The organism is Pantoea sp. X-Soil-OKNW-713, assembly GCF_059730685.1.
The window spans coordinates 2,703,658-2,724,807 of sequence record NZ_AP035995.1 but is presented as its reverse complement, the minus strand read 5'-3'; the positions used below and the strand labels follow the sequence as shown (position 1 = coordinate 2,724,807).

The 21,150-nt window shown below is 57.8% G+C and carries 18 protein-coding genes; 16 read left to right on the top strand and 2 right to left on the bottom strand.

Going from position 1 to position 21,150, the window contains the following annotated elements; translation table 11 throughout:
- Positions 1-20: 20 nt before the first annotated feature.
- The 6 genes from AC6I8R_RS12875 to AC6I8R_RS12850 all read left to right on the top strand — a co-directional run bounded on the left by AC6I8R_RS12875 (position 21) and on the right by AC6I8R_RS12850 (position 6,305).
- The gene (locus tag AC6I8R_RS12875; protein WP_497832419.1) at positions 21-1,526 is read left to right on the top strand and encodes a sugar ABC transporter ATP-binding protein; all 1,506 of its coding nucleotides are present in this window, start codon (positions 21-23) and stop codon (positions 1,524-1,526) included.
- Between the two features lie 10 nt (positions 1,527-1,536).
- Complete coding sequence (locus AC6I8R_RS12870) at positions 1,537-2,520, top strand: ABC transporter permease subunit (protein ID WP_021182809.1); 984 nt, start codon at positions 1,537-1,539, stop codon at positions 2,518-2,520.
- A 162-nt stretch (positions 2,521-2,682) separates the two neighbouring features.
- Complete coding sequence (locus AC6I8R_RS12865) at positions 2,683-3,621, top strand: ABC transporter substrate-binding protein (protein WP_497832418.1); 939 nt, start codon at positions 2,683-2,685, stop codon at positions 3,619-3,621.
- 74 nt (positions 3,622-3,695) lie between these two features.
- Positions 3,696-4,379, top strand: coding sequence for a D-lyxose/D-mannose isomerase (locus AC6I8R_RS12860; RefSeq protein ID WP_021182811.1), 684 nt, complete (start codon positions 3,696-3,698; stop codon positions 4,377-4,379).
- An 11-nt stretch (positions 4,380-4,390) separates the two neighbouring features.
- The gene (locus AC6I8R_RS12855) at positions 4,391-5,251 is read left to right on the top strand and encodes a ketose 1,6-bisphosphate aldolase (protein WP_415173571.1); all 861 of its coding nucleotides are present in this window, start codon (positions 4,391-4,393) and stop codon (positions 5,249-5,251) included.
- A gap of 1 nt (position 5,252) precedes the next feature.
- Positions 5,253-6,305, top strand: coding sequence for a carbohydrate kinase family protein (locus AC6I8R_RS12850; RefSeq protein WP_208724085.1), 1,053 nt, complete (start codon positions 5,253-5,255; stop codon positions 6,303-6,305).
- Here AC6I8R_RS12850 and AC6I8R_RS12845 read toward each other — a convergent pair.
- Entirely contained in the window at positions 6,242-6,988 is a 747-nt protein-coding gene (locus tag AC6I8R_RS12845; protein WP_036624905.1) for a response regulator, read from the bottom strand. The genes AC6I8R_RS12850 and AC6I8R_RS12845 overlap by 64 nt on opposite strands.
- A gap of 427 nt (positions 6,989-7,415) precedes the next feature.
- Between AC6I8R_RS12845 and AC6I8R_RS12840 the strand changes: the two genes are divergently transcribed.
- Positions 7,416-8,714 carry an NCS2 family permease gene (locus AC6I8R_RS12840; RefSeq protein ID WP_021182816.1) on the top strand — a complete coding sequence of 433 codons (1,299 nt, stop codon included), beginning with the start codon at positions 7,416-7,418 and terminating at the stop codon, positions 8,712-8,714.
- A 156-nt stretch (positions 8,715-8,870) separates the two neighbouring features.
- Here AC6I8R_RS12840 and AC6I8R_RS12835 read toward each other — a convergent pair whose 3' ends face one another.
- A complete protein-coding gene (locus AC6I8R_RS12835) occupies positions 8,871-10,325 on the bottom strand; it encodes an AMP nucleosidase (protein WP_021182817.1) in 1,455 nt (484 codons plus the stop codon).
- Positions 10,326-10,660: 335 nt separating this feature from the next.
- On the opposite strand from AC6I8R_RS12835, the gene AC6I8R_RS12830 reads away from it, so the two are divergent.
- The 9 genes from AC6I8R_RS12830 (at position 10,661) to AC6I8R_RS12790 (ending at position 21,149) form a co-directional block, all read left to right on the top strand.
- Complete coding sequence (locus AC6I8R_RS12830; protein ID WP_036624907.1) at positions 10,661-11,776, top strand: branched-chain amino acid ABC transporter substrate-binding protein; 1,116 nt, start codon at positions 10,661-10,663, stop codon at positions 11,774-11,776.
- 82 nt (positions 11,777-11,858) lie between these two features.
- Positions 11,859-12,773 carry an ABC transporter permease subunit gene (locus tag AC6I8R_RS12825; RefSeq protein ID WP_415173569.1) on the top strand — a complete coding sequence of 305 codons (915 nt, stop codon included), beginning with the start codon at positions 11,859-11,861 and terminating at the stop codon, positions 12,771-12,773.
- 10 nt (positions 12,774-12,783) lie between these two features.
- Positions 12,784-14,067, top strand: a complete 1,284-nt coding sequence (livM, locus tag AC6I8R_RS12820; RefSeq protein WP_036624910.1) for a high-affinity branched-chain amino acid ABC transporter permease LivM — start codon at positions 12,784-12,786, stop codon at positions 14,065-14,067.
- Positions 14,060-14,935, top strand: coding sequence for an ABC transporter ATP-binding protein (locus tag AC6I8R_RS12815; RefSeq protein ID WP_497832417.1), 876 nt, complete (start codon positions 14,060-14,062; stop codon positions 14,933-14,935). The genes livM and AC6I8R_RS12815 overlap by 8 nt, the downstream gene beginning before the upstream one ends.
- A complete protein-coding gene (locus AC6I8R_RS12810) occupies positions 14,928-15,680 on the top strand; it encodes an ABC transporter ATP-binding protein (protein ID WP_021182822.1) in 753 nt (250 codons plus the stop codon). The genes AC6I8R_RS12815 and AC6I8R_RS12810 overlap by 8 nt, the downstream gene beginning before the upstream one ends.
- Positions 15,681-15,794: 114 nt before the next feature.
- The gene (locus AC6I8R_RS12805; protein ID WP_415173567.1) at positions 15,795-17,207 is read left to right on the top strand and encodes an EmmdR/YeeO family multidrug/toxin efflux MATE transporter; all 1,413 of its coding nucleotides are present in this window, start codon (positions 15,795-15,797) and stop codon (positions 17,205-17,207) included.
- Positions 17,208-17,452: 245 nt separating this feature from the next.
- Positions 17,453-19,084, top strand: coding sequence for an ABC transporter ATP-binding protein (locus tag AC6I8R_RS12800; protein ID WP_415173566.1), 1,632 nt, complete (start codon positions 17,453-17,455; stop codon positions 19,082-19,084).
- A gap of 127 nt (positions 19,085-19,211) precedes the next feature.
- Positions 19,212-19,685: a MarR family winged helix-turn-helix transcriptional regulator gene (locus AC6I8R_RS12795; protein WP_021182825.1), complete on the top strand. Its 474-nt coding sequence runs from the start codon at positions 19,212-19,214 to the stop codon at positions 19,683-19,685.
- Positions 19,686-19,817: 132 nt separating this feature from the next.
- Positions 19,818-21,149, top strand: coding sequence for an NAD(P)/FAD-dependent oxidoreductase (locus AC6I8R_RS12790; RefSeq protein ID WP_021182826.1), 1,332 nt, complete (start codon positions 19,818-19,820; stop codon positions 21,147-21,149).
- Position 21,150: the final 1 nt, after the last annotated feature.

Here is a 21,150-nt window from a genome sequence, read left to right as displayed (position 1 = left end):
TTGCCAGCAGGAGCGCAGCGATGACGGCCACACCGATTCTGGAAATGCGGGCAATCACCCGACGTTTTGGCAGCTTTTACGCGTTGCAAGGGGTGGACCTGACGGTCTGGCCCGGTGAAGTCCATGCGCTGATGGGGGAAAACGGCGCAGGTAAAAGCACCCTGATGAAGATCCTCGCCGGGGCTTATACCGCCAGCAGCGGGGAGATCCTGATTGATGGGCAGCCTTACGCCATTAAAGGTCCGAAAGAGGCGCTGGCGGCGGGCATCACTCTGATTTACCAGGAGATCAACCTGGCACCCAACCTGACGGTGGCGGAGAACATTTTCCTCGGCAGTGAAATCACTCGCGCCGGTTTAGTCAAACGCCGTCAAATGGCGGAAGAGGCACAACAGGTGATTGACCGCCTGGGTGCGCAGTTCAGCGCCACTGACCTGGTAAGCCGACTGAGTATTGCTGAGCAGCAGCAGGTGGAGATTGCCCGCGCGCTGCATCGCAAAAGTCGCATTCTGGTGATGGATGAACCGACCGCTGCACTCTCCAATCGCGAAACCGAGCAACTGTTTGCGCTGATCAAACGTCTGCGCAGTGAAGGCATGGCGATCATCTATATCAGCCATCGTATGGCGGAAGTGTATGAGCTTTCCGACCGGGTCAGCGTGCTGCGCGATGGTCAATACGTTGGCAGCCTGACGCGTGACCAGCTGAACGCCAGCGAGCTGGTGCGCATGATGGTCGGGCGGCCTCTCAGCGATCTGTTTAATAAAGATCGATCCATTCCGTTCGGCGCCATTCGTCTCGCCGTGAATCACCTTGGCGATGGAAAAAAGGTTTATCCCAGTAGTCTGGCGGTGCGGGCCGGGGAGATTGTCGGTCTTGCCGGACTGGTGGGTGCCGGGCGCAGCGAGCTGGCGCAGCTGATTTTTGGGGTGCACAAACCGAGCAGCGGGGAAATCTGGATCGATGGCGAACAGGTAAAAATTCATTCACCGCGTGAAGCCATCGCCCACGGTATCGGTTTTCTTACCGAGAACCGGAAAGAGCAGGGCTTGTTTCTCGAACTGGCGGCGCAGGAAAACATTGTGATGGCGACGCTGGAACGCGATGCCAGTTACGGTCTGCTTAATCGCCGCAAAGGGCAGAAGATTGCCAGCGAAGCGATCCAGACCCTCAACATCCGTGTCCCCCATGCGCAGGTCCGTGCCGGTGGCCTCTCCGGCGGCAACCAGCAGAAGCTACTGGTGTCGCGCTGGGTGGCGATCGCACCGCGCATCCTGATCCTCGATGAACCGACGCGCGGTGTTGACGTCGGTGCCAAGAGTGAGATCTATCGCATGATGAGCCAACTGGCGCAGCAGGGCGTGGCGATTCTGATGATCTCCAGCGAGCTGCCGGAAGTGGTGGGGATGAGCGACCGGGTTTACGTAATGCGTGCAGGCACCATTGCCGGTGAATTAAGCGCGAACGAGATCAGCCAGGAAAACATTATGACGCTGGCCACCGGCGCACAGCCGGCCCATGTGTGAGGAGACGAGGATGACCAGTGAAACCACCCGAATGAAAAACCCCACGCTGAAACGGGCGCTGATGGCGGATCTGTTGCAGACCGTTGGCATCCTGCCGATTTTGATTCTGATTGTCGCGGTGTTTGGCTTTGTTGCACCGAACTTCTTTACCGAGGCCAACCTGCTGAACATTACCCGTCAGGCGTCGATCAACATCGTGCTGGCGGCGGGGATGACCTTTGTGATTCTGACCGGTGGCATTGATTTGTCGGTGGGGTCGATGCTCGGTACTACCGCGGTGGTGGCAATGGTGGTGTCGCTCGATCCGGCCTTCGCCAGCCTGACCATTCCGGCGGCGCTCGGGGCAGGGCTGATCATGGGGCTGTTCAATGGCTTGCTGGTGGCGTGGGCGGGACTGCCGCCGTTTATCGTCACCCTCGGTACTTATACCGCGCTGCGCGGTGCGGCCTACCTGCTGGCCGACGGCACCACGGTGATCAACTCCGACATCAACTTTGAGTGGATCGGCAACGGCTACATCGGGCCGATTCCCTGGCTGATTGTCATCGCCTTTGCGGTGATTGCGCTGTGCTGGTTCATCCTGCGCCGTACCACGCTGGGGGTTCATATCTATGCGGTGGGCGGCAACATGCAGGCCGCCCGGCTGACCGGTATCAAGGTTGGTGCGGTGCTGGTGTTTGTCTACGCGGTGAGCGGCCTGCTGTCCGGCTTGGGCGGCCTGATGAGCGCCTCGCGTCTCTACAGCGCCAACGGCAACCTCGGTGTCGGCTATGAGCTGGATGCCATCGCTGCGGTGATCCTCGGCGGCACCAGCTTCGTCGGCGGCATCGGCACCATTACCGGCACGCTGATTGGTGCGCTGATTATCGCCACCCTGAATAACGGTATGACGCTGATGGGGGTGTCGTACTTCTGGCAACTGGTGATTAAAGGCGCGGTGATCATTATCGCCGTGCTGATCGATAAATATCGCACCCGGCATCATGTGGGGTAGGTGCGGTCTGTAACCCTCACCCCGGCCCTCTCCCATAAGGGAGAGGGGGATGTGCCATATGCTCGATCGGTTCCCTCTCCCGCTTGCGGGAGAGGGTTAGGGTGAGGGTGAGGGCAAGGGCAGCAACAATACAAAACCAAAAAAAGCAGGAGAACATCGACTATGCGTTTTAATCCGATCCTTACCGGACTGCTGGCGGCCACGCTTCTCAGTGCGCCGCTGGTCCAGGCCAAAGAGTTAAAAGCCATTGGTGTTACCGTCGGCGATCTCGCCAACCCGTTCTTCGTGCAGATCACCAAAGGGGCGGCCCTGGAAGCGCGCAAGCTGGCCGGTGACGACGTGAAGGTGACGCTGGTCTCCAGCGGCTACGATCTTGGTCAGCAGGTGGCGCAGATTGATAACTTTATCGCCGCTAAAGTGGACATGATCATCCTCAACGCCGCCGACTCCAAAGGGATTGCCCCGGCGGTGAAACGCGCGCGCGATGCCGGTATCGTGGTGGTGGCGGTGGACGTGGCCGCCGAAGGGGCCGATGCCACCATCACCTCCGATAACACCCAGGCCGGGGCGATGGCCTGTAAATACATCTCCGACCGCCTGAAAAACAAAGGCAACGTGGTGATCATCAACGGACCGCCGGTTTCCGCCGTGCAGAACCGTGTCGAAGGTTGCGAGGCGGAGTTCAAAACCCATCCTGATATCAAGATTCTGTCATCGAACCAAAACGCCAAAGGCAGCCGTGAAGGCGGTCTGGAAGTGATGACCGGCCTGCTGTCAGCTAACCCGAAAATTGATGCGGTGTTCGCGATTAATGATCCTACCGCCATCGGCGCGGATCTGGCCGCCAAACAGGCGCAACGCAGTGAATTCTTTATTGTCGGCGTCGATGGTAGCCCGGACGGTGAAGAGGCGCTGAAGCGCAAAGGTTCGCTGTTTGTCGCTACACCGGCACAAGATCCGCAGGTGATGGCAGCCAAAGCCGTGGAGATTGGCTACGACATCCTGCAAGGCAAGTCAGCGCCGGACAAACCGGTGCTGATCCCGGTGACGATGATCGATCGTAACAACGTCGGCAGCTACAAAGGCTGGACGGTGAAATAACCGACCTGGGCGGCGTAATGTTGTTCAGTTAAGGCTCGCGCCGCCCCAACTTCCCACTGACCGGAGACGCAGTGATGCAACGTTCGGAAGTGAATGCCATTCTACAACTGACCCGCGAATTCTTTATGCGCCAGGATGTCCACCTGCCGAGCTGGGCCGATTACGGTCTTAGCCAGTGGCGTGCGCTGGATAAATCTGTCGCCGATGAACTGCTGGCCCTGCATCTGGGCTGGGATGTCACCAGCTTTGGTGCCGAGGATTTTTTTCAGACCGGGTTAACCCTGTTCACCCTGCGCAACGGCTCACGCGGCGGTAAGCCGTGGAGCAAACCCTATGCGGAAAAAATCATGCATGTGCGCGAAGGGCAGGTGACGCCGATGCATTATCACCCGCAAAAGATGGAAGACATTATCAACCGTGGCGGCGGTAACCTGATTGTCACGCTGCACAACCGTGACGGCCAGCAACTGGCTAACACGCCGGTTAACGTCACCCTTGATGGCCTACGCCAGACCCATGCCGCCGGTTCGCAACTGCGTCTGTCGCCGGGCGAAAGCGTCACCCTTGTCCCCGGCATCTGGCACAGCTTCTGGGGCGAAGAGGGCTACGGCGATGTGCTGGTAGGGGAAGTCTCCATGCCGAACGACGACGAGCACGACAATGTCTTTCTCACCCCGCTGGCACGCTTCAACCCGATTGATGAGGATGAAGATCCGCGCTGGTTGCTGTGTAACGAATATGCCCGCTGGCTGGCCTGAAGGAGCATTCTATGGCACTGATTTCACTGGCGCAGGGTTTGGCTCATGCGCAACAAAATGGTTATGCGCTGGGCGCGTTTAACGTGCTCGATACCCACTTTCTGCGTGCGCTGTTTCACGCGGCGGAACAGCAACGTTCGCCGTTTATCATCAACATTGCCGAGGTGCACTTTAAGTATGTCAGCCTCGATCATCTGATTGCTGCCATTCGTACCGAAGCGGCGCTGCACGATATTCCGGTGGTACTCAACCTCGATCACGGCCTGCACTTCGACGCGGTGATGCAGGCCATCCGCCTGGGTTTTACCTCGGTGATGTTTGATGGCTCGACCCTCAGTTATGACGAGAACGTGCGCCAGACTCAGGAGGTGGTGAAAATCTGTCACGCGCTTGGCGTATCGGTGGAAGCGGAACTTGGCGCGGTGGGGGGCGATGAAGGTGGCGCGTTGTTTGGCGAGGCCGACAGCGATAAATTCACCGATCCACAACTGGCAGCCGAGTTTGTGCGCAGCACCGGCATTGATTGTCTGGCTGTGGCAATCGGCAATGCGCACGGTAAGTACAAAGGCGAGCCGAAACTCGATTTCGACCGGCTGGCGGCGATCCGTGATGCGGCACGCGTGCCGTTGGTGTTGCATGGCGGTTCCGGTATCAGCGATGCCGATTTCCGCCATGCCATCAGCCTGGGTATCCACAAAATCAACTTCTATACCGGCATGTCGCAGGCGGCACTGGGAGCGATCGAGAACCAGATTGCCCAGCGAGAGGCGCGTTATGACGCCTTTGCCGAGCTGCTGATGGCCGTGGAGCGTGATATCAGCAACGTGGTGGCTCAGCAGATGCGGGTGTTCGGCAGCGCCGGGAGGGCCTGAGATGACAATACGCAGCGGCATCCTGGCAGCGGGCAGCATGTTGGTGGATCATGTACAGCGCATCAGTCACTGGCCGGAACAAGGCTGGCTGGCTGAGATCCACCACAGTGAAAAATGCAGTGGCGGGGCCGCGCTTAACGTGTTGTTCACCCTGGCGCGTATGCAGATTGATTTGCCGCTGGCCGGGGTGGGGATGATCGGCGAGGACAGCGACGGTGATTTTATCGTGCAGTTGCTGGACCAGCATCAGGTTGATCGCCGCCTGGTACAGCGCACCCGTAGCGTGAACACCGCCATGACCCAGGTGATGACCACACCGGATGGTCAGCGTACGTTTTTTCATGCCCGCGGGGCCAATGCACAGCTCGATTTACCGCATTTTGCCGCTATCCATACCTCCCATCGCATCTTCCACCTCGGTTATCTGTTGCTGCTGGATTGTCTTGATTTACCGGATGAACACTGGGGAACGCGCGGTGCCCATCTGCTGGCGCAAATGCAGCAGCGCGGCTATCTGACCTCGCTCGATCTGGTGTCGCGCGTCGGGGAGTACCAGGCGCTGGTGGTGCCCGCACTGCGCTGGCTCGATTATCTGGTGATTAACGAACTGGAGGCGCAATCCCTGACCGGCGTCAGGCTGCGCAGCGCGACGGGGATCGCACCGCCTGACGCCTTTGCGGCGGCGGCGACCTGGCTGGTGCAGCAGGGCGTCCGGCGACGCGTGGTGATCCATGCGCCAGAAGGGGCATGGGGCCAGGAGGTCAACGGTGAAGGGCGCTGGCAACCGGCGTGGCAACTGACGCCAGAAGAGATTGTTGGCAGCGTCGGGGCCGGGGATGCCTTTTGTGCCGGCGTGTTATACGCCAGTCATCAGGGCTGGCCAATGACCGAGACGCTGAAGCTGGCGCATACCTGCGCCTGTTTTAATCTGCACGCGGCGAATGCGCTGGACGGCACCCGGCCACTGGCCGAGATGCAGCGCTGGATGGATCAGGCGATTTGTGTGACATGCACGGCAGAGGCCGGGCGCATCACATCCGCAGAGAAAACATAACCCAGACCACGGATGGTGCGGATCAGGCTCGGCTGATGCGGGTTCATCTCAATCTTGCGGCGCAACCGCATGATCAGCACGTCAATGGTACGGTCGAACACATCAAGCGTTTCACTGTGGGTCAGCTCCAGCAACTGGTCGCGCGTCAGTACTTTGCGGGCATGACACACCAGGGCGCGCAGCAACGCATATTCACCCTGGGTTAACGTCACCGTCTCACGCTGGGGGTTAAACAGTTGGCAGCGTGTTTCATCCAGTCGCCAGCCGTTAAACTGCCAACCCTCGTCCTGGGTGCTGACGGGTTGCGCCAGCCGACCACAACGGCGTAATGCTGCACGCGCCCGCGCAACAACCACACGGGGATTAAACGGTTTGGCGATATAATCGTCAGCGCCCATCTCCAGACCCACCACCATATCCGCTTCTGATCCCATGCCCGTTAGCATGATCACCAGCAGCTCAGGTCGTTGGCGCTGCATTTGCTGAAGCACCAGCAGACCATTGGTGTCCGGCAGCATCATATCCAGCATCACCAGCGAGATTTCCGGGTGTTTATCCAGCAACGTCAGCGCATCTTTTCCCTGATGGCAGCTGAATACGGTAAAAACATGTTCACTCAATACATCGTGCAGCAGTTCGCATACCGCGCGATCGTCATCCACTACCAGAATTGCGGGCTTCATTACGGGCCTCTTTTGTTATGGAAGGGTTAACGAGAGTGTATACCGACCACTTTTGCCTGCTTAATCAGGCAACAGAAACGTGAGCGGCATCGCCTGACAGAGTTTGAAAGCGTGCGTTACCGCAATCTTTTTTCGCTACCCGGTTGACGTGTGGGAAAACGATTGCGCGCGCATGGTGCAATGCACCATAATCGCGCCTCGTTCTGGTTCAGAATTGTCTGAGTCTAAGATACAGTCGTGAAGGTAAACGATTGCGTCCTGTTATGGCATAGCAATTGCTATGAGGACAGGGGGAAAGGAGTTTAGTAACAAGGCGGATTGATGGCCGAGCATGCAGCCGTCTGCCTTTTCCCGCAACAATAACGCGCATGCACACCCCATTGGCAAGAGAACGCACGTCAGTGACGTCTCCCCATCACGAGAGATGATGATGTTAGAAAAACTATTCAAGCTAAAAGCGCACAACACAACGGTCCGCACCGAAGTTATCGCGGGCATAACCACCTTCCTGGCTATGGCCTATATCCTGTTTGTTAACCCAAGCATTTTGGGTGCGACCGGTATGGATAAGGGCGCGGTTTTCGTGGCCACCTGTCTGGCGGCGGCAATCGGCTGCGTGCTGATGGGCCTGATTGCGAACTACCCGATTGCGCTGGCGCCGGGTATGGGCCTCAACGCCTTCTTTACTTACACCGTGGTGCTGCACATGGGCTACACCTGGCAAATCGCGCTGGGTGCGGTGTTCCTGTCAGCCTGTATCTTCTTTGCGTTGTCGGTGTTCAAAATCCGTGAATGGATTATCGCCAGTATTCCGCTGCCGTTGCGTGCCGGGATTGCTGCCGGTATCGGCCTGTTCCTGGCGCTGATTGCGCTGGAAGGCGCGGGTATCGTGGTGGATAACCCGGCGACCCTGGTGGGCCTGGGCGATCTGACCAAACCTGGCCCGCTGCTGGCGCTGTTGGGCTTCGTCATCATCGTGGTACTGGAAGCGCGTCGCGTGACCGGTGCGGTGCTGATCGGCATCCTGATCGTGACATTCCTGTCGATGGGTATTGGCCTGACGCCGTTTGGTGGCGTGTTCTCTGCACCGCCGTCTATCGCTCCGACCTTTATGCAACTGGACATCGCCGGTGCCTTTAACGTGGGCCTGGTGAGCGTGATTTTCGCCTTCCTGTTTGTCGACGTGTTCGACAACACCGGTACGCTGCTGGGTGTGACCAAGCGTGCGGGTCTGGCGGATGAGCAGGGCAACGTGCCGAAAATGGGCCGTGCGCTGATCGCCGACAGTGCGGCTGCGCTGTTTGGTTCTCTGCTGGGGACTTCAACCACCACCAGTTATGTTGAATCGGCAGCGGGCGTCAGCGCCGGTGGTCGTACCGGTCTGACCGCGATTGTCGTGGCTATTCTGTTCGTGCTGAGCCTGTTCTTCTCGCCGCTGGCGGGTAGCGTGCCGGTATTCGCCACTGCGCCTGCGCTGCTGTTCGTGGCGGTGCTGATGGCTTCTGGCCTGGCGGAGATTGACTGGAAAGACATCACCACGGCTGCGCCGGTGACGGTCACTGCGCTGACCATGCCGCTGACTTACTCGATTGCTAACGGTATCGCGTTTGGGTTTATTACCTGGACGGTGGTGAAGCTGTTGAGTGGCCGTACCAAAGAGGTGAATGCGGCGCTGATTATTATGTCTATCCTGTTTGTGATTAAGCTGGGTTGGTTGAGCGCGTAATTAACCTCACCCTGGTCCCTCACCCTAACCCTCTCCCGCAAGCGGGAGAGGGAACAGATCGAGCATATGGCACATCTCCCTCTCCCTTATGGGAGAGGGCCGGGGTGAGGGTCACAGACCGCACCTGCCCAGAAGGGTCACCAACCGCACCGGGTCCTACCTGAACGGCGGTTCATTGAAGGTGCGTAATTTGCGCGAATGCAACTTATCACCCTCCGCCCGCAGCAACTCCACCGCACAAATCCCAATCTGCAAATGCTCCGAAATCGCCCCTTCATAGAAGCGATTCGCCTGACCTGGCAGCTTGATCTCCCCGTGCAGCGGCTTATCTGAAACGCACAACAAAGTGCCATACGGCACACGGAAGCGATACCCTTGCGCTGCGATAGTCGCGCTCTCCATATCCACCGCCACAGCGCGACTCAGGTTAAAGCGCAACGCCGAAGCGGAGTAACGCAGCTCCCAGTTACGGTCATCGGTGGTCACCACGGTGCCGGTACGCAGGCGTTGTTTGACCTCTTCACCCGGCATACCGCTCACCGCTTTGGTGGCGTCGTACAACGCGCGCTGTACTTCGGCAATGCTGGGGATCGGGATATCCGGCGGCAATACGCTGTCCAGCACATGGTCGTCACGCAGATAGGCGTGGGCCAGCACATAGTCGCCGATGGTCTGGCTTTCGCGCAGGCCGCCGCAGTGACCAATCATCAACCACGCATGGGGACGCACCACCGCCAGATGGTCGCAGATGGTTTTGGCATTGGATGGCCCCACGCCGATATTCACCAGCGTAATGCCGCGACGATTGGGTGACGTCAGGTGCCAGGCGGGCATCTGGTGCTTCTTCCACGCCAGGTCCGACATCATCGCTTCCGGGTCCTGGGTCTCTTTGGTGATCACCACATCGCCAGCACAGGCAAGGCTGTCGTAAGGTGTGTTCGGATCCTGTACTTGCTCAATCGCCCAGCGCACAAACTCATCGACATAACGCGTGTAGTTAGTGAACAGCACGAACGGCTGAAAGTGCTCAACGGCGGTGCCGGTGTAGTGACGCAGACGCGCCAGCGAGAAGTCGGTACGCAGCGCATCAAAATGCGACAGCGGGAACTGCGCGTCGGCGTTGAACAGGCCATCGGCGGTTTCATCACCAATTTGCGACAACTCGGTGGTGGGGAAATGACGTGCGATGCTGGCGCTCATGGAACGATCCAGCGACAGGTCCGAACCGTCGATCACGTAAGGGTAGGGGATCTCCTGCTGAGAGGGACCGACCTCAATCACCACCTCGTACTCTTTCTCAATCATCGACAGTTGCTCGCTCAGGTAATGACGCAGCAAGGCCGGACGGGTAATGGTGGTGCTGTAGCTGCCGGTATGGGTGAAGCGGCCCCAGGCACGGGTGCGGTTCTGCTGCGGGCCATCGCCCGCCCAGGTAAGGCGAAGTTCCGGGTAAACAAACAATCCCTGCTGCCGTGCCGTTTCATCCGGCAGACGTCCCTGTTCGGTAAAGTCACGAATTGCGCTGCGTAAAGCCGCAACCGCGTTGTCGTACAGGCGTTCCAGTTCATCCAGCGCCTGCTGGCTGCTGATGCCGTTCCGTTGTGTAGTCATAGGTTCTCCCTCCGAAATTTGGGCCGATTTGGCTATAGCATAGCGGGTAAACCCCTCAGCACCATGAAGAATCTGTGATCGACCGCATTCTGCACCATCAGAGTGCTGGTGCGTCGGCAAACGCTGGCTATGGTTAAGATCAGCAGACGTGTTCCCGCCGCTTTAACGCGCTGTCGGTGCAAAAACTTGTCACCAATGCTTACCTTTGGCGAGGTTTTTGCTTAATCGTTAACCGTGGCCCTGCTGGCCACTCATCGCACTTCGTTAAGTTTCAGAAATTGATTTCTCCCAGGCCGTGGTATGGCTCCGTTCCTGACCCGTTGAGGATTGAAAGCATGTCTTTGAAATTCATACAAGTACCATTGAAGGTCGTGATTGCTGGTTGCCTGAGTGCGGCGTTTTATGCCCAGGCAGACATTAAAATTGGTGTAGCCGGACCCTTTTCCGGCCCTAATGCCACTTACGGCGCACAGTATTGGAAAGGTGCCACTCAGGCGGCGGATGATATCAACGCTGCCGGAGGCATTAACGGTGAGAAAATTGTGCTGGTGCAGGGCGATGACGCCTGCGAACCAAAACAGGCGGTGGCGGTAGCTAACCGTCTGGTGGATCAGGACAAAGTGCTGGCGGTGGTCGGCCACTTCTGCTCCTCCTCCACCATGCCCGCCTCTGAAGTGTATGACGATGCCGGTGTGCTGGCGATCACCCCCGGTTCCACCAACCCACAAATCACTGAACGCGGCATGAAAACCATGTTCCGTATGTGTGGCCGTGACGACCAACAAGGGGCGATTGCGGCTAACTACATCATCGATAAGTTGAAGGCCAAACGCGTGGCGGTGATCCACGATAAAGACACCTACGGTCAGGGGCTGGCTGATGCGACCAAAGCGGCGCTGGAAAAACGTGGCGTCAACGAGGTGTTATATGAAGGTCTGTCGCGTGGTGAGAAAGACTTCAACGCGCTGGTTACCAAAATCGCCTCGGTGAAACCGGATGTGGTCTACTTTGGCGGTTGCCACCCGGAAGCGGGGCCTCTGGTGCGTCAGATGCGTGAGCAGGGCGTTACGGCTGCCTTCTTCTCCGGTGACTGCATCGTGACGGAAGATATGGTGACTGCTGCCGGTGGCCCGCAATACACCAAAGGGGTCTACATGACCTTTGGTCAGGACCCGCGTCAGATCCCGGATGGTAAAGCGGTGATCGCCAAGTTCCGCGCGGGTGGTTTTGAGCCGGAAGGTTACACCCTGTATGCCTACGCCTCGGTGCAGGCACTGGCCGCTGCGTATAAAGCCGCAGGGAAAGATAACGCCAAAGCCAGCGACTGGCTGAAAGCGAATAGCGTCGATACCGTAATGGGTAAAAAAGCCTGGGATGGCAAAGGCGACCTGAAAGTCTCGGATTACGTGGTCTACCAGTGGGACGATAAAGGCAAATATCACCAGCTGTAAGCTGACACGCGGCCCCGCGTGCAGCGGGGCCATTCGCGATTGGGCGCGAGGTTTGCGCTCCCCTTAAGCACGGGACTTGCATATGGACGCCTTCTTTCTTCAGCAACTGGTGAACGGCCTGACGCTGGGCGCGGTTTACGGGCTGATTGCTATCGGCTACACCATGGTGTACGGCATTATCGGCATGATCAACTTCGCCCACGGCGAGGTGTATATGGTCTCCGCCTATCTTTGTGCCATCGGGCTGGGCCTGCTCAGCTTCTTCGGCATCCACTCCTTTCCACTGCTGATTTTCGGCACCCTGATCTTCACTATCGTCATCACCGCCGTGTATGGCTGGACCATTGAGCGCATCGCTTATCGCCCGTTACGCAACTCCACCCGTCTTGCGCCGTTGATTTCGGCGATTGGCATGTCGCTGATTTTGCAGAACTACGTGCAATTGAGCCAGGGACCGAACCAGCAGGGCATCCCCACGTTGATGAGTGGCGTGCTGCGTATGGAGATTGATGGTGGCGTGGTGCAAATCACCTGGACCAAAGTGTTTATTCTGATTGCCGCTCTGTGCGGCATGGCGCTGCTGACGTGGATTATTCAGTACACGCGGCTGGGGCGGATTTGTCGTGCGGTGCAGCAGGATCGGCGCATGGCCGCGATTCTCGGTATCAACACCGATCGGGTGATCTCGCTGGTGTTTATGATTGGTGCGGCAATGGCCGGGCTGGCCGGGGTACTGGTGACCATGAACTACGGCACTTTCGATTTCTACATTGGCTTTGTCATCGGCATCAAGGCGTTTACCGCTGCGGTACTGGGCGGTATCGGTTCGCTGCCCGGGGCGATGCTCGGCGGTCTGCTGCTCGGGGTGGCGGAAGCGCAATTCGCCGGACTGGTGAACTCCGATTACAAAGATGTTTTCTCTTTTGCTCTGTTGGTGGTGATTTTGATCTTCCGGCCACAGGGGCTGTTGGGACGACCGCTGGTTGCCAAAGTGTGAGGACGCCGAAATGAGTGCAATGACGCAATCTGTGGATGTGCGCCAGTCGCTGCTGGATTGTCTGATGGCCGGGCTGGTGGCGCTGGTGGTGTTTGGACCGATCGTCGGCGTGGTGCTGGATGGCTACAGTTTTCATCTGTCGCCACTGCGGGTCGCGCTGCTGGTGGGGGTGGTGATGGTGGGGCGACTGCTGCTCAGCCTGTTGCTGCAAACTCCGACCGGACAACGCTTCGCCCGCAAGTTCGAAGGCAGCGATGACGGGGTATATGTGCGTGAGCCGGGCCACCGCTCAGCGCTGCGCTGGGTCCTGCCGCTGGTGGTGGTGCTGGCGTTGGCCTTTCCGTTCCTTTCCAGTAAATACCTGCTGACGGTAGCGATCCTGGGTTTAATTTATGTGTTGCTCGGCCTCGGGTTGAATATCGTGGTGGGGCTTGCCGGGTTGCTGGACCTCGGTTATGTGGCGTTTTACGCCATCGGCGCTTATGGTCTGGCGTTAGGTTATGAGTATCTCGGCCTGGGTTTCTGGAGCATGTTGCCACTGGCGGCCTTGATGGCGGCCTTTGCCGGGGCGCTACTCGGTTTTCCGGTGCTGCGGATGCATGGCGATTACCTGGCGATCGTCACCCTCGGTTTTGGTGAAATCATCCGTCTGATCCTCAACAACTGGCTGGCCTTTACCGGTGGTCCCAATGGTGTCTCGGTGCCGGCACCGACCTTTTTTGGTCTGGAGTTTGGCCGTCGCGCACGCGAGGGCGGTGTCCCCTACAACGAGTTTTTCCATCTCGACTACAACCCGAACATGAAGTTTATCTTTATCTATGTGGTGCTGGTTCTGGTGGTGTTGCTGGTGTTGTGGATCAAACATCGCCTGACGCGTATGCCGATTGGCCGCGCGTGGGAAGCGTTGCGCGAGGATGAGATCGCCTGTCGCGCAATGGGGTTGAATCATGTTCTGGTCAAGCTGTCGGCGTTTATGCTCGGCGCGTCCACCGCCGGGATCGCCGGGGTGTTTTTCGCCACCTATCAGGGCTTTGTCAATCCAACCTCGTTCACCTTCTTTGAATCGGCGCTGATCCTCGCCATTGTGGTGCTGGGCGGGATGGGGTCGACGCTCGGCGTGGTGCTGGCGGCTTTTGTGCTGACGGTCGCCCCGGAACTGTTGCGCAGCTTTGCCGAATATCGCGTGTTGTTGTTTGGCATGTTGATGGTGCTGATGATGATCTGGCGACCGCGTGGCCTGGTACGTACCGCGCGCGTGGGTGTACCGCTGCGTAAAGGAGTGCGCCATGAGTGATGCGATTTTGCAGGTGGATAACCTGATGATGCGCTTCGGCGGTATTAAGGCGCTGAACGACGTCAGCCTGGCGGTGGAGCGGGGTTCGGTGACATCGTTGATCGGCCCGAACGGCGCGGGTAAAACCACGGTGTTTAACTGTCTGACCGGTTTCTATCGCGCCACTGGCGGGCGCATCACCCTTAACGCCAATCAGCGATCGACCGATGTGATCCAGGTATTGGGACAGAAAATTCATCCCGGCGACTGGCTGCATCCGGCGCGGCTGGGTTCACGTATCTGGTACAAAATGTTTGGTGGCGCACATCTGGTGAACCGCGCCGGGCTGGCGCGTACCTTTCAGAATATCCGCCTGTTTCGCGAGATGTCGGTGGTGGAGAACCTGCTGGTGGCGCAGCATATGCAGGTTAACCGTCAACTGATCGCTGGCATCCTGAATACCCGTGGTTATCGCGAAGCGGAGAATCGCGCGCTGGACCGGGCATTTTACTGGCTGGAGAACGTTGACCTGGTAGGCAGCGCTAACCGACTGGCGGGCACCTTATCTTATGGGCAGCAGCGGCGACTGGAGATTGCCCGCGCCATGTGTACCCGCCCGGAGCTGATCTGCCTTGATGAACCGGCGGCAGGCCTGAACCCGGTGGAGACTGAGGCGTTAAGCCAGACTCTGCATCGGCTGCGCGCTGACCATCGTATCAGCGTGTTGTTGATTGAACACGATATGCCGATGGTGATGCGTATCTCCGATCATATCGTGGTGTTGGATCATGGCGACGTGATTGCGCAAGGCACGCCGCAGCAAATCCGTCATGACCCGCGGGTGATTGCTGCCTATCTCGGCGCGGAAGAGGAGGATGACCATGTCTGAACCGATGCTGAGCTTTGAACAGGTGGATGTATTTTATGGCCCGGTGCAGGCACTGAAGCAGGTGTCGCTGACGGTTAATGCAGGCGAAACCGTGGCGCTGATTGGTGCCAACGGGGCGGGTAAATCGACGCTGCTGATGTCAATTTTCAGCCAGCCGCGCATCGCCGCTGGCGAGATTCGCTTTCGCGGTGAGGCCATCAGCCACCGATCCACCCATTTTATCGCCGCCAGTGGTATCGCGCAGGCGCCGGAAGGCCGGCGCATCTTCCCGGATATGACAGTGGAGGAAAATCTGCTGATGGGCACCATTGCCATCGGCGACCGCTTTGCGCGCGAGGATAAGGATCGCATGTATCAGCTGTTCCCCCGACTGCTGGAAAGGCGCAAACAGCGCGCGATGACGCTGTCGGGCGGTGAGCAGCAGATGCTGGCGATTGCCCGTGCGTTGATGAGCCGCCCGAAATTGCTGCTGCTGGATGAACCCAGCCTCGGGCTGGCACCGCTGGTGGTGAAGCAAATCTTCGCCATCCTGCGTGAGCTGACGCAGCAGGGCATGACGCTGTTTCTGGTGGAGCAGAACGCGCGCCATGCGCTGCAACTGGCGGATCGGGGTTATGTGATGGTTAACGGCGAGATACGACTCAGCGGCAGCGGCGAGGAATTGTTGCATAACGAGGAGGTGCGCAGTGCCTATCTGGGAGGCGCAGTCGAACATCCTGCCGCCTCGGGGACAAAAAGTTTGTAATAATGATTAAATGTTGACGGGAAACATTTTGCATAATTGTTAGCGTCCTATCATTATTATTCTTCTTGTCCAAAGTGATTTGGTATTCCCTTGCAAAATCCTGGCGTAGCAGTGATGCGTGCGATCAGAAATACGGCGTGGTATCCGAAACGCCGTTCTTATCGCACGCTGTTATGGCGTGAAATCACGCCGCTGGCCGTGCCCATCTTTATCGAAAACTTATGTGTGATGCTGATGGGCGTCCTCAGTACCTTCCTGGTCAGTTGGCTGGGTAAAGAAGCGATGGCAGGCGTAGGTCTGGCCGACAGCTTCAATATGGTGATCATCTCATTCTTCGCCGCTATTGATCTCGGCACCACGGTGGTGGTGGCGTTTAGCCTTGCCAAACGCAACGGTAAACGGGCGCGCGCGGCAACCCGCCAGTCGCTGGGATTGATGACGGTGCTGGCGTTTGTGCTGGTGATCGCCATTGAGGTTTGGGGCCACCTGATCATTGATGTGATTGCCGGGAGCGCCGAACCCAAGGTCAAGGAGCTGGCGCTCAGCTACCTGCAAACCTCGGCGTGGAGTTACCCGGCGGCAGCGATTGCCTTGATTGGCAGCGGGGCGCTGCGTGGGGCGGGGAATACCAAAATTCCGATGCTGATTAACGGCGGGATGAACATTCTCAATATCGTCATCAGTACCGTGCTGATTTATGGCTGTCTCGGTTGGGAAGGGTTGGGCTTTATCGGTGCCGGGCTGGGGCTGACTATCTCACGCTATATCGGGGCGATTGCGGCGATTTATGTGCTGTATCTCGGTATCAACCCGGCGTTGAAAATCTCCATCCAAAGCTACTTCCGACGCTGGAACTACGGCATTTTGATGGAGGTGCTAAGTATCGGTGTTCCGGCCAGTATCGAGTCGGTGCTGTTTAACGGGGGTAAACTGCTGACGCAGATTTTTGTCGCCGGGATGGGGACCAACGAAATCGCCGGTAACTTTATTGCCTTCTCCATCGCCACGCTGATTAACCTGCCGGGCAACGCCCTGGGGTCGGCGTCGACCATTATCACCGGCAAACGTCTTGGACGTAACCAGGTGATGCAGGCGGAACGGCAAATCAAACATGTATTCTGGCTGGCGATGATTGGCTTATGTAGCCTCGCGGCGCTTACCGTGCCGATAGCCGGGTTGCTGGCGAAGTTCTATACCCGCGACCCGGAGGTGATTTCGGTGACCAAACACCTGATCTGGCTGAACGCCGCGTTTATGCCAATCTGGACCGCCTCCTGGGTGCTACCTGCCGGGCTGAAAGGTGCACGCGATGCGCGTTACACCATGTATGTCTCGATGTTCAGCATGTGGGGCGCGCGCGTGGTGGCCGGTTATCTGCTTGGCATTGTGCTGGGTATGGGGGTGATTGGCGTATGGCTCGGCATGTTCCTCGACTGGACCGTGCGCGGTATCTGCTTCTGGTGGCGTCTGACCAGCGGCAAATGGCTGAATAATTATCGCCGGATGATCGCCAAAAGTGGGGGGTAATCTTTGTTAATGACGCGCGATAAATCGCGCCGCTACAGTATGTGCTATCTTTTGTAGCGGCGCGATTTATCGCGCAGATAAGTCGGATGCAAAATAAGTAAAACCTATTATTTACTCTCAACCTTTCTGTGTCATTTTCCCTTCTTAATTTAAAAATTAAATTCATCCTGCTGGTCAATTCCGTTATTTAACCGCTGGCTTAGATACTGAAAAAATTATTTTTCTGTGCAACCAGGAGCGTCAATATGGAAAAGCCTGACAACATCGCCCCATTATTTTCCGTGCGCCAACTTTCGGTGGCGCTGCCCGCCGGGATGGACCGTCGCTATGCGGTGGAAAATCTCAGCTTTGATCTGTGGCCGGGAGAAATTCTCTGCATTATCGGTGAATCCGGCTCGGGCAAATCCGTGACCGCCCATGCTGCTATGGGCCTGTTACCGAAAGCCCTGCGCGTGCAGGGTGGCGAGATCCTGTTGCGCGGCACCAATCTGCTGCAACAAACGCCGGAACAGTTGCGCCAGCTCCAGGGCAAAACCCTCGCCATCATTTTCCAGGACCCGCTGTCGGCCCTCAACCCATTGATGACCATCGGCGAGCAGATCGCGGAGGTGATGCTGGCGCACAACGTTGGCACTGCCGCGTCACGCCAGCAAAAAGTGCTGGCGCTGTTGGAAGAGGTGGGGCTGCCGGAGCCCGATAAAATCCAGCATCAACATCCGTTTCGCCTCTCCGGCGGGCAGCGTCAGCGGGTGATGATCGCCATGGCGCTGGCGCTCGACCCTGATGTGCTGATTGCCGATGAACCCACCACGGCGCTCGACGTCACCACACAGGCACAAATTCTGCGTTTGATTCGTGGCCTGCAACAGCGCAAGGCGATGAGCGTGATGTTTATTACCCACGATTTTGGCGTGGTGGAAGAGATTGCCGATCGGGTGATTGTGATGGAGAAGGGCCATATGGTGGAGTCCGGCCCGGCGCAGCAGGTGCTTAACGCGCCGCAACATCCCTATTCGCAGAAGCTGATTGCCGCCGTGCCCCGCATGCATGCCGGGGAAAAAGACATACGCAATACGCCAACGGTATTGCAGGTGAAAAACCTGGTAAAAACCTACCGCAGCGACGGCGGCTGGCTGAGCCGCAGCCGCGAAGTGAAGGCGCTGAACAACGTCAGCTTCAGCCTCAATAAGGGTGAAACTCTTGGTATTGTCGGGGAGTCCGGTTCGGGCAAATCGTCGCTTGGGCGAGTGCTGCTGAAGCTGTTGGCGGCCGATAGTGGCGAAATCCTGTTTGATGGCCGTGATATCCAGCCAATGAAGGAGAACGAGTTCCGCCCGCTGCGTCGCTATATCCAGATGATTTTTCAGGATCCGTTTGCCTCGCTCAACCCACGTCACACCATTGGCACCATTCTTTCGGCTGGGCCGCTGGCGCTGGGTGGCATGACACCGCACGAAGTCGAACGCAAAGCGAAACAACTGCTGCAACGGGTTGGGCTCGATGCCAGTGCCTGGAACCGCTTCCCGCATGAGTTCTCCGGCGGCCAGCGCCAGCGTATCGGCATTGCGCGTGCGCTGATGTTCGATCCGGTGCTGCTGGTGGCTGATGAGTCGGTGTCGGCGCTGGATGTGTCAATTCAGGCACAGGTGCTGGAATTGCTGCGCAGCATTCAACAGCAAACCCAGGTGGCGATGATTTTTATTACCCATGATTTGCGCGTTGCCAGCCAGATTTGTGACCGCATCGCGGTGCTGTTTAAAGGTGAAATTGTCGAGCAAGGCACACCACAGGCGGTGTTCCGTGAGCCGCAGCATCGCTATACCCAACAGTTGGTGAGCGCCATTCCCGGTCATGCCGAAGAGCGGGTGGCATCTTAAGTGAAATTGGAAAAAGCTATGACAAAAGTCGTTGTCATTGTCCACTATCTCACCAATACTGGAGGAAAGTTTGTACTGCCCTAATCCCTTCTTCTGAGACGTTTTTTTCAGTTATGTGGAGCGCAGAATGACAAAACCAGCCGTACCTGCCGTTCCGCAACAGGCCACCGACGTGGATTTGGGACCCTTGGGTAATATGCTGAGTTTTTACATTCGCAGCATCAATATCGCCGTGTCGCGCGACCTCGACCAGCAACTGGCCGGACTCGAAGTGGCGCGCGGCACCGGCAAAATCAGCACCCTGCTGGTGGTGGACCGCCACCCCGGTATTCGGCCTTCGGTGATTGCCGATGTGATCCAGCGCGACCGTTCCGCTATGGCGCGCCTGCTCGACCAGATGGAACAACAACAGTTGCTGAGGCGCGAAGCTGATCATAGCGATAACCGCTCTCAGGCATTGTTTCTTACCGAACATGGTCAGGCGCTGGCACAGCGTGTACGTGAGCTGACACAGCTACAGGAAGATCGTTTTTTTCAACGGCTGACGGCGAGAGAAAAACAGACCGTCATCCGTTTATTAAAAAAAGTCTTACAGCCGTAACGCAGTAATAAAATCGGATAATTACGGTGGGGGAGAAATTAATTTTCCCCTCATGGTGAACTGTTGCCGAAATATCGCTGCGTGCGTCTGATGTCGGAAATTAATAACCGTCAATAACCTGTGGGAATAATTATGCCAGGTCCGTTTGTAGTACCCGTGCACGGCGATGTGACATTACCGGAAAAAGTCGATGTGGTGGTGATTGGCGGCGGCATTATTGGCTGCGCTACCGCGCTGGAAATTGCTGAGCAGGGCGTCAGTGTCGCGCTGTGCGAAAAGGGCGGCATTGGTCATGAGCAGTCAAGCCGCAACTGGGGATGGGTGCGACTGGCACGGCGTGATCCGCGTGAAGTGCCGCTGATGGCTGAATCGCTGCGACTCTGGCAGCAACTGGATCAGCGTTTACAGGCGGATACCGGTTATCGGCGTGCCGGCATCACCTTTAACTGTGCTAACGACCAGGAATTCAGTGAACTGCAAAACTGGTCGCGCCATATGGATGGCACCGGCTTTCGTGCTGAGATGCTGGATCGTGACGGGGTCGCGCAACGGTTTCCCGGCCATAAAGTGCAGGGCGTTGGTGCACTCTACACCCCGGATGATGGCCGCGCCGAGCCGCAGAAAGCGGCCCCTGCCATTGCCGAAGCGGCGCGTCGCCACGGCGCTCATATTCTGACGGAGTGCGCGGTGCGCGGCATTGAAACCAGCGGTGGGCGGATTTCCGGGGTGGTAACCGAACGCGGTGCTATCGCCTGCCAGACGGTGGTGCTGGCAGGAGGCGCCTGGTCCAGTTTGATGGCACAACGTTTTGGCCTGTTTCTGCCGCAGCTCAAGGTATTAAACAGCGTGGTGCGCACTGAGCCACTGCCCGGAGGCCCGGAAGCGGCATTCTGGACACGCGATTTTGCCATTCGCAAACGTCAGGACGGCGGCTACTCCATCGCCTCCGGTCATGAAAGTGAAGTGGATATTGTGCCGGACAGCTTCCGCTTTGCGCGTAACTTCCTGCCTGCGCTGCGCCATGAATGGGGTTCGTTGCGGCTACGGCTGACCGGACGTTTCTATGACGAATGGCGGATGGCACGCCACTGGCATCTGGATGAACCCAGCCCGTTTGAGTACTGCCGCGTACTGGACCTGCCGCCGTCGAAAAAACTCACCAATAACGTGCTGGAACAACTGAAGCAGCAACTGCCAGCGCTGGCCGGACTGAAGGTGGCGCAACGCTGGGGCGGATGCATCGATGTACTGCCCGACGCCATTCCGGTGATTTCCCATGTTGACCGCTATCCCGGCCTGGTGATGGCGACCGGCTTCTCGGGTCACGGCTTTGGCATTGGTCCGGGAGCCGGGCGTCTCACCGCCGATCTGGTGCTGAACCGCACGCCGGTGGTGGACCCGAAAGCGTTCCGTTTTTCACGTTTCACTGATGGTTCGAAGATTGAAATTATGACCGGCTACTAAT

What these genes read in the sequence shown, in the direction of transcription:
- AC6I8R_RS12875 (WP_497832419.1), top strand. Translation starts at nt 21, where the DNA reads ATGACGGCCACACCGATTCTGGAAATGCGGGCAATCACCCGACGTTTT.
- AC6I8R_RS12865 (WP_497832418.1), top strand. Translation starts at nt 2,683, where the DNA reads ATGCGTTTTAATCCGATCCTTACCGGACTGCTGGCGGCCACGCTTCTC.
- AC6I8R_RS12860 (WP_021182811.1), top strand. Translation starts at nt 3,696, where the DNA reads ATGCAACGTTCGGAAGTGAATGCCATTCTACAACTGACCCGCGAATTC.
- AC6I8R_RS12855 (WP_415173571.1), top strand. Translation starts at nt 4,391, where the DNA reads ATGGCACTGATTTCACTGGCGCAGGGTTTGGCTCATGCGCAACAAAAT.
- AC6I8R_RS12840 (WP_021182816.1), top strand. Translation starts at nt 7,416, where the DNA reads ATGATGTTAGAAAAACTATTCAAGCTAAAAGCGCACAACACAACGGTC.
- AC6I8R_RS12830 (WP_036624907.1), top strand. Translation starts at nt 10,661, where the DNA reads ATGTCTTTGAAATTCATACAAGTACCATTGAAGGTCGTGATTGCTGGT.
- livM (WP_036624910.1), top strand. Translation starts at nt 12,784, where the DNA reads ATGAGTGCAATGACGCAATCTGTGGATGTGCGCCAGTCGCTGCTGGAT.
- AC6I8R_RS12810 (WP_021182822.1), top strand. Translation starts at nt 14,928, where the DNA reads ATGTCTGAACCGATGCTGAGCTTTGAACAGGTGGATGTATTTTATGGC.
- AC6I8R_RS12870 (WP_021182809.1), top strand. Translation starts at nt 1,537, where the DNA reads ATGACCAGTGAAACCACCCGAATGAAAAACCCCACGCTGAAACGGGCG.
- AC6I8R_RS12845 (WP_036624905.1), bottom strand. Translation starts at nt 6,988, where the DNA reads ATGAAGCCCGCAATTCTGGTAGTGGATGACGATCGCGCGGTATGCGAA.
- AC6I8R_RS12835 (WP_021182817.1), bottom strand. Translation starts at nt 10,325, where the DNA reads ATGACTACACAACGGAACGGCATCAGCAGCCAGCAGGCGCTGGATGAA.
- AC6I8R_RS12795 (WP_021182825.1), top strand. Translation starts at nt 19,212, where the DNA reads ATGACAAAACCAGCCGTACCTGCCGTTCCGCAACAGGCCACCGACGTG.
- AC6I8R_RS12850 (WP_208724085.1), top strand. Translation starts at nt 5,253, where the DNA reads ATGACAATACGCAGCGGCATCCTGGCAGCGGGCAGCATGTTGGTGGAT.
- AC6I8R_RS12815 (WP_497832417.1), top strand. Translation starts at nt 14,060, where the DNA reads ATGAGTGATGCGATTTTGCAGGTGGATAACCTGATGATGCGCTTCGGC.
- AC6I8R_RS12790 (WP_021182826.1), top strand. Translation starts at nt 19,818, where the DNA reads ATGCCAGGTCCGTTTGTAGTACCCGTGCACGGCGATGTGACATTACCG.
- AC6I8R_RS12805 (WP_415173567.1), top strand. Translation starts at nt 15,795, where the DNA reads ATGCGTGCGATCAGAAATACGGCGTGGTATCCGAAACGCCGTTCTTAT.
- AC6I8R_RS12825 (WP_415173569.1), top strand. Translation starts at nt 11,859, where the DNA reads ATGGACGCCTTCTTTCTTCAGCAACTGGTGAACGGCCTGACGCTGGGC.
- AC6I8R_RS12800 (WP_415173566.1), top strand. Translation starts at nt 17,453, where the DNA reads ATGGAAAAGCCTGACAACATCGCCCCATTATTTTCCGTGCGCCAACTT.